The 3,371-nt window shown below is 49.9% G+C and carries 5 protein-coding genes; 3 read left to right on the forward strand and 2 right to left on the reverse strand.

The genetic code is table 11. From position 1 onward, the window contains the following. Window positions 1-89 precede the first annotated feature (89 nt). Window positions 90-1,172, reverse strand: a complete 1,083-nt coding sequence (gene csaB, locus NCN04_RS09775; protein WP_250395969.1) for a polysaccharide pyruvyl transferase CsaB — start codon at window positions 1,170-1,172, stop codon at window positions 90-92. A 72-nt stretch (window positions 1,173-1,244) separates the two neighbouring features. Here csaB and NCN04_RS09780 point away from each other — a divergent pair, with 72 nt between their 5' ends. The 3 genes from NCN04_RS09780 to psaK are packed head-to-tail and all read left to right on the forward strand — an operon-like array spanning window position 1,245 to window position 2,164. Further along, window positions 1,245-1,547: a DUF2499 domain-containing protein gene (locus NCN04_RS09780; protein ID WP_250395970.1), complete on the forward strand. Its 303-nt coding sequence runs from the start codon at window positions 1,245-1,247 to the stop codon at window positions 1,545-1,547. Next, window positions 1,544-1,873 carry a DUF3593 domain-containing protein gene (locus NCN04_RS09785; protein WP_048346506.1) on the forward strand — a complete coding sequence of 110 codons (330 nt, stop codon included), beginning with the start codon at window positions 1,544-1,546 and terminating at the stop codon, window positions 1,871-1,873. The genes NCN04_RS09780 and NCN04_RS09785 overlap by 4 nt, the downstream gene beginning before the upstream one ends. Before the next feature lie 33 nt (window positions 1,874-1,906). Further along, the gene (gene psaK, locus NCN04_RS09790) at window positions 1,907-2,164 is read left to right on the forward strand and encodes a photosystem I reaction center subunit PsaK (protein WP_048346507.1); all 258 of its coding nucleotides are present in this window, start codon (window positions 1,907-1,909) and stop codon (window positions 2,162-2,164) included. A 52-nt stretch (window positions 2,165-2,216) separates the two neighbouring features. Here psaK and dxs read toward each other — a convergent pair. Next, on the reverse strand, window positions 2,217-3,371 hold a 1,155-nt coding region (gene dxs / locus NCN04_RS09795; protein WP_250395971.1), incomplete at its 5' end, for a 1-deoxy-D-xylulose-5-phosphate synthase.

The following is a 3,371-nucleotide window of genomic DNA, read 5'->3' on the forward strand; positions in this document are numbered from 1 at the left end:
CCACAAGTGGACATCGCCTTCCATAACCAGCTTTATTTTTCTTCAATATGTGTGAGTTTTTACTTTATTCTCTTGATTTTAAGTTCAGTTCATTGATTGAGATCTTCCAAGACTGATCTAAGGACTCTCTGGTGTTCGTAGGACTGATCGCGAATACTTTGAAGGTGTAGCTTTGATGGTGGATTAGACATACATTGACGCCAACTTTCCAACATGATTTCTAGACTAGGTAATTCTGATAAATCAACCCAAGGCACATCTGCGGTTCTTGCTGCTGCCTCTACTTTTGGGTCGTAGCTGAGTGCAGCTGAAGGGCATTGACTTGCAATTGCCAGTATTAGTGCATGCAATCGCATTGCAAGTACTAAACTTGCTTCTTTGAAGATGGTCTGAGCATGTCCTATGTTTTCGGCTAGAATTGTTTTTGAATTTAGGTAGAGCGTGTTGGGTACCAATCCCTTTTCGTTCAATGATTGGAGCAAGCTCGCATCTTGATGGGTATGAAATGCAAACCAAGTCACTGACTTTCCCGTAGTTTTACTGAGTTGATCGACTCCTTGAAGCAACAGTGACCAATCGCTAGCTGTTAACAAGTTGGTTGGGCGCCAACACAACACAATATTTCCCCCTCCTTGATGCTCACTCATTGGATGAGTCCAGACCGGATCTGGAGCTACTGTCATCGACGTTGTAATTCCAAGTCGCTTAGCCAGTTGCATCGATGCAGCATCTCTCCATGTAATCGACGTCACACCATTCAGCACCAGCCCTACGAGATAGCGACTCCACGAATGCCTAAGTGGACCGAGTCCTTGTCCCCACAACAGCACCGGTTTACGCTTAATTCGCGCCACCACAATCAAAATAATGTAATAAATAAGGCTTCGAAAACTTGTGCTGTCTTGGAGAAGGCTTCCACCTCCAAGGACCACAACCTGCACCTTCTTAATGCTTTTGAGGACAGTCTTCAACGACCTCCTGTTCACCACTGATCCACGGGGGACAATCGTGTGAACAGCGTCGAAATCATGGGCCGTAATCAGGGGATGCCAGCCTTGAGGCAACTGTTTGCTCAACACCTCAAGTAAGGCGTCATCTCCGAGGTTGTGTTCTCCATAATAGCCACAGAGGAGAATGCGCCTCGGCGATGAAGACGAAGCCAGGCCAGACATTCAGAACACCATGGATGTATCCATTATCCGCGCTTAGGCCGCCTACGTTGGTGAAAGGCTCGGTTGTGAAGCATGCATGCCCTTTCACTTGGCACATGGTGGATTCATGTGGCATCAGTCTTTGAGTGGTTGTTGGCGATGGTGCTGATCGCTCAGCGCGGTTCAAACCGCTCTCAAACGAGCATGATCTGGCTCTCTGCAGCCATGATTCCTGCCTTGATCAGTGCCATGGCTGCGTGCACTTGGCACTTCTATGACAACACCGAGAGCCTTCGTTGGCTTGTCACTCTTCAAGCCAGTACAACCCTTGTAGGAAATGTCACGTTGGCCATTGCTGCTTGGAATTTGCAACGCGACGACATGGTGAAGGGATGACATTGAACTTTGATCCAGCCCCCCTCTTTGCCTTCTCGTTGATTCCCTATTTGGTGTTTCTGTACCACCTAGGCCGCAGTAGCAAACTGCCAAAATTGACCATTCTTGGTTTTCAGCTCACGCTTTTGTTTGTCGCCGTCACAATTGCTGCCGCTGTTTTTGCCCTCGTTCGATACGACTCTGAATTGGTGGCTGTGGATTGGCTTCATGGTGGTGCTGAAGCCTTTCTGACCTTGAGCAATGCCTGCATTGTTGCCGGGCTGCTTCGATCGAAGCCGGAAGAACCAGTGAATAACTCTTACGAGGAGGAGATCTTGGGCCGTTGAAATCGGAAGATAAGGTGTCGCTTGCTGTGTTGCATGTTTACTCCTCTTCTGGCTATCGCTCCAGCCACCCTTTCCTGGTCCCCCAAAGTTGGCCTTGTGATGGTGGTCTGCAACATCATTGCCATCGCGATTGGCAAAGCCACGATTAAGCATCAAGACGTAGGTCTCAAACTGCCTGGTTCAAAATTCTTTGGTGGTATGAGCCACGCCAGCATGGTTGCCACCACAAGCCTTGGTCACATCATCGGCTTTGGTGCCATCCAGGGACTCGCAGCCAGAGGTGTTCTTTAAGTTTCCCTCGAAATGTGAGTGCATCTGAGGCAGCATTGCTGCTTCAGATGATTCATGCTGAGCCAGCTGAAGACACTTCAGCTGGTGCAATCTCTTCGAGGCTGAGGGCCCCTGTTGTTGAAAGCAGGAAATGCTGCTTGATTCGGACTGCCATTTGATCCGGTGTCAAACCCAAGGCTTCAAAGCTTTGCTGGGGAGTTGCATGATCCACCAGTCGATCAGGAATACCTATGCGGAGCATGGGAATCGCCAACCCTTTCTCCTGGAGCGATTCAAGAACAGCTGAGCCAAAGCCACCAGCTAACGCTCCCTCTTCCATCGTGACAATCTTGCCAATCTTCTTCGCCATGGGATGAATGAGTGCTTCATCCAGCGGCCGTAAATATCGGGCATTAATCACAGCAACCTCTACGCCCACTGCTGCCAAACATTTCGCCGTCGCCACTGCCTTTGGCACCATGGCTCCATAAGCAACGACCAAGACATCCTTACCCTCACGTACGACTTCACCACAGCCAATCGGGAGAGCCTCCCAGCCTTCTTCCATCAATGGCACACCTTCACCAGGGCCACGAGGAATTCTCAAAGCTGTGGGGCCATCATGGTTGAGGCAAGTCACCAGCATTCGTTGAAGCTCCGCCTCATCCTTGGGCGCCATCACGGTGAAATTGGGAATTGCACGCATGTAGCTGATGTCGTATTGGCCTTGGTGGGTTGGGCCATCAGCACCGACAATTCCAGCCCTATCCAATACAAACGTCACCGGCAGTTTTTGAATCCCTACATCGTGGATGAGCTGATCAAAGGCTCTCTGTAAAAACGTGCTGTAGATCGCGACAACTGGCTTCAATCCATTGCAAGCCATGCCTGCGGACAGGGTGACGGCATGCTGTTCAGCAATGCCAACGTCGATGTATTGGTCGGGGAGTGCTTTTTGGAGGATATCCAGGCCAGTTCCAGTCGCCATCGCTGCTGTAATTCCAACAACTTTTGGATTCTGTTCGCAGAGTTTGACAAGAGTTTGACCAAACACCTTGCTGTAACTCGGTGGTTTTGGCGTTTTGCTAGGCCTCGCTTTGCCTGTACTGAGGTTGAAAGCTGACTGCGCGTGGTAACCAACTTGATCAGCTTCTGCGTAGGGATACCCTTTGCCTTTCTTTGTAACAACATGAACCATGACCGGACCGCCCACGCGATGAGCGGATTG

Source organism: Synechococcus sp. MU1655, assembly GCF_023630655.1.
In the GTDB taxonomy this organism is placed as follows: domain Bacteria; phylum Cyanobacteriota; class Cyanobacteriia; order PCC-6307; family Cyanobiaceae; genus Synechococcus_C.

What these genes read in the sequence shown, in the direction of transcription:
- NCN04_RS09785 (WP_048346506.1), top strand. Translation starts at nt 1,544, where the DNA reads ATGACATTGAACTTTGATCCAGCCCCCCTCTTTGCCTTCTCGTTGATT.
- psaK (WP_048346507.1), top strand. Translation starts at nt 1,907, where the DNA reads ATGTTTACTCCTCTTCTGGCTATCGCTCCAGCCACCCTTTCCTGGTCC.
- csaB (WP_250395969.1), bottom strand. Translation starts at nt 1,172, where the DNA reads ATGTCTGGCCTGGCTTCGTCTTCATCGCCGAGGCGCATTCTCCTCTGT.
- NCN04_RS09780 (WP_250395970.1), top strand. Translation starts at nt 1,245, where the DNA reads ATGCATGCCCTTTCACTTGGCACATGGTGGATTCATGTGGCATCAGTC.